Here is a 3,527-nt window from a genome sequence, read left to right on the forward strand (position 1 = left end):
AGGCTTCCGCATGAGGGAACAAGCGGAGCAGGAGCAGAAATTTTTAACCGACTTTACCAAGTAGGTCTTGGCCCTAATCCTGGGGGCAGGTCAGCCGAGCCCGCACGGCCTATGGCATGAAAAACGCGCCGCTCCGTGAAGGATGCGACGCGCCGTCTCGGCGACGGGAGGGCCGGCTCAGATGTCGGCCTCGACCTCGTTGCCGCGCAACTCCATCCACTGGCGGCGGCTGGCCGCCTCGCCCTTGCCCATCAGCATCACGAAGGTATCGCGCGTCGCCTCGAACGCGCCGCCGCGCACGCGCACCTGGGTCAGGCGACGGGTGTCCGGATGCATGGTGGTGTCCTTGAGCTGCTCGGGGTTCATCTCGCCGAGGCCCTTGAAGCGCGACAGGCTCCAGGCGTTCTCCTTCACCCCCTCGGCGCGCAGCCGGTCGAGGATGGCCTCCAGCTCGCCCTCGTCCAGCGCATACAGCTTCTTCGGCGGCCGGCTCTTGCCCTGGCCCGGCACGTCGACGCGGAACAGCGGCGGCTGCGCGATGTAGATGTGGCCGGCGTCGATCAGCTTGGGGAAATGCCTGAAGAACAGCGTCAGCAGCAGCACCTGGATGTGCGAGCCGTCGACGTCGGCGTCCGACAGGATCGCGATCTTGCCGTAGCGCAGGCCGGACAGATCCGGGCTGTCGTTCGGCCCGTGCGGGTCGACGCCGATCGCCACCGCGATGTCGTGGATCTCGGTGTTCGAGAACAGCTGGCCGCGGTCGGTCTCCCAGCTGTTGAGCACCTTGCCGCGCAAGGGCAGGATGGCCTGGTATTCCTTGTCGCGCGCCAGCTTGGCCGAGCCGCCGGCCGAGTCGCCCTCGACGAGGAACAGCTCGTTGCGCTCGACGTCCTCGCTCTCGCAATCGGTCAGCTTGCCCGGCAGCACCGCGACGCCCGAGCCCTTCTTCTTCTCGACCTTCTTGACCGACTTGAGGCGCGACTGCGCCTGGCGGATCGCCAGCTCGGCGATCTTCTTGCCGGCCTCGACGTGCTGGTTGAGCCACAACTCGACCGGGTCGCGCGAAATGGTCGACACCAGTTTGAGCGCGTCGCGGCTGGTCAGCTTTTCCTTGGTCTGGCCCTGGAACTGCGGGTCGAGCACGCGCGCCGACAACACGAAGCGCACGCGGCTCCACACGTCCTCGGCCTGCACCTTCACGCCGCGCGGCAACAGGTTATGGTGGTCGATGAAGCTCTTGACCGCCTCGAACACGCCGGCGCGCAGCCCCGCCTCGTGCGTGCCGCCGGCCGGCGTCGGGATCAGGTTGACGTAGCTCTCGCCGCCGGCCCCCTCGTCGAACCACGCGAGCGCCCAGCTGGCGCCCTCGCCCGGCGCGAACGTGTCGTGCTCGGGACCGATATACGCCTCGCCGGCGAAGGCGGGCGCGACCGGCTCCTCGCCGCCGAACAGCTCCTCGAGGTAGCTCTTGAGGCCGTGCGGGTAGTGCCAGACCTTCTCCTCGTCGCCGCCGGCCTTCTCGACCGTCAGCGTCACCGCCACGCCCGGCAACAGCACCGCCTTGGCGCGCAGCAGCCGCTCGAGTTCGGGCATCGAGTAGCGCGGGCTCTCGAAGTACTTGCCATCCGGCCACACGCGCACGCGCGTCCCCGAGGTGCGCGCGCCGCAGTCGCCGACACGGCTCAGCGGCTCGACCACGTCGCCGCCGGCGAAGGCGAGCCGGTAGACGCCGCCCTCGCGCTTGACCTCGACCTCGAGCCGCGTCGACAGCGCGTTGGTCACCGACACGCCGACGCCGTGCAGACCGCCGGAGAAGGCGTAGGCGCCGCCGTCCTTCTTGTTGAACTTGCCGCCGGCGTGCAGGCGGGTGAACACCAGTTCGACCACCGGCACGTTCTCGGTCGGATGCAGACCGACCGGAATGCCGCGCCCGTCGTCCTCGACCGACAGCGAGCCATCGAGGTGGACGGTGACGGCGATCTTTTTCGCATGGCCGCCGAGCGCCTCGTCGGCGGCGTTGTCGATCACCTCCTGGCAGATATGCGTCGGGTCGGTGGTCCGGGTATACATGCCCGGACGCTCCTTGACCGGCTCCAGGCCCTTGAGCACCCGGACCGAGGATTCGTCGTAGGATTGAGTCATTGCGGAAAAATCAGAAAGCGCGCCCGGTGAGGCGTGCGAGTTGTCGGTTGTGCCAGCGGCCGAGCGTCGACAGCGCGAGGCCCGCGCCGATCAGGCAGGTGAACATGTCCCACTGCGCGTCCCATGGATCGCCCTGCGTGCCGAGGAAGGCGACCGCCCCGTCGCCGAACAGCTCCGCGCTCCCCCACTCGAGCAGCTCGTAACACGAGGACAGCGCCTGGCAAAAACACAGCACCAGGAAGGCAAGCCAGCCGCCCCTCAGGCCGAGCCGCCGGCTCAGCACCTCGCGCGCGAGGATGGCTGGCGCGAAGCCCTGCATCAGGTGACCGAGACGGTCGTAGGGATTGCGCGCGGTGCCGAGCACATCCTGCATCCAGAAGCCGAGCGGCGTCTCGGCGTAGGTATAGTGGGCGCCGAGCAGCAGCACCACCGCGTGTAGCGCCATCAGCGCCACCGCCAGCGGCGTCCAGGCAAAGCGCGGCCACAGCCACAGCACCAGCGGCAGGCCGATCAGCGCCGGCAGCGACTCCATCCACCAGGTCGGGACGTCGGCCGGCGCGATCGCCGACCAGACCGCAAAGACGGCCACCGCGCCGAACGGCAGCCATGGGCGGCGTATCGTGCCCGCCTCAGCCTTCGCGCCGGTCATGCGTGTCGGGCAGTCGGCCGAGGTAGTCGCCGCGGCTTTCCACGCCCTTGAGGAAGCGCGCGAGCTCGGACAGCGCGCGCTCGTACACGTCGCGCTTGAACTCGATCACCGCGTCGATCGGCGCCCAGTAATCGTTCCAGCGCCAAGCGTCGAACTCGGGATGATGCGTCGCGCGCAGGCAGACGTCGTTGTCGCGGCCGACGAGGCGCAACAGGAACCAGATCTGCTTCTGCCCCCTGTAGCTACCGCGCCATTCGCGGCGCACCCAGTGCGTCGGCACGTCGTAGCGCAGCCAGTCGCGGGTGCGGCCGAGGATTTTCACGTGATGCGGCAAGAGGCCCACTTCTTCGAGAAGCTCGCGGTACATCGCGGCCTCGGGGCTCTCGCCGGGTTTGATGCCCCCTTGTGGAAATTGCCACGAATGCTCTCGCACCCGCTTCCCCCAGAACACCTCGTTGCGGGCGTTGGTGAGGATGATTCCAACGTTGGGGCGGTAGCCGTCCCGGTCGAGCATAGACAACCTATTCAATCGATCAATTGGCCCGATTCTGGCATATTTCGCCCCCGGCTGCACCTCCGGGGCTGCATGCGGGCCGGCAGCTCGGGGGGCCGCCGCCAGGCTCGCTGCGGGCATCCCAAAGCAACAACGCCCCGAGCATGGGCTCGGGGCGTGGTCTTGAGGGGCGTCTGGCGGTGACCTACTTTCACACGGGAACCCGCACTATCATCGGCGCTG

3 protein-coding genes are annotated in these 3,527 nt (G+C 68.1%); all 3 read right to left on the minus strand.

Annotated features, from left to right (window positions below):
* Positions 1–177: 177 nt before the first annotated feature.
* The 3 genes from parE to EV683_RS14110 are packed head-to-tail and all read right to left on the minus strand — an operon-like array spanning position 178 to position 3,305.
* Positions 178–2,142 carry a DNA topoisomerase IV subunit B gene (parE, locus tag EV683_RS14100; protein WP_131863214.1) on the minus strand — a complete coding sequence of 655 codons (1,965 nt, stop codon included), beginning with the start codon at positions 2,140–2,142 and terminating at the stop codon, positions 178–180.
* A 10-nt stretch (positions 2,143–2,152) separates the two neighbouring features.
* The gene (locus EV683_RS14105; RefSeq protein WP_131863215.1) at positions 2,153–2,791 is read right to left on the minus strand and encodes a DUF2238 domain-containing protein; all 639 of its coding nucleotides are present in this window, start codon (positions 2,789–2,791) and stop codon (positions 2,153–2,155) included.
* The gene (locus tag EV683_RS14110) at positions 2,772–3,305 is read right to left on the minus strand and encodes an RNA pyrophosphohydrolase (protein ID WP_066613915.1); all 534 of its coding nucleotides are present in this window, start codon (positions 3,303–3,305) and stop codon (positions 2,772–2,774) included. Before EV683_RS14110 ends, EV683_RS14105 begins: the two co-directional genes overlap by 20 nt.
* Positions 3,306–3,527 lie beyond the last annotated feature (222 nt).

The sequence above is a fragment of the Crenobacter luteus genome (assembly GCF_004345725.1).
Taxonomy (GTDB): domain Bacteria; phylum Pseudomonadota; class Gammaproteobacteria; order Burkholderiales; family Chromobacteriaceae; genus Crenobacter; species Crenobacter luteus.

What these genes read in the sequence shown, in the direction of transcription:
- parE (WP_131863214.1), bottom strand. Translation starts at nt 2,142, where the DNA reads ATGACTCAATCCTACGACGAATCCTCGGTCCGGGTGCTCAAGGGCCTG.
- EV683_RS14105 (WP_131863215.1), bottom strand. Translation starts at nt 2,791, where the DNA reads ATGACCGGCGCGAAGGCTGAGGCGGGCACGATACGCCGCCCATGGCTG.
- EV683_RS14110 (WP_066613915.1), bottom strand. Translation starts at nt 3,305, where the DNA reads ATGCTCGACCGGGACGGCTACCGCCCCAACGTTGGAATCATCCTCACC.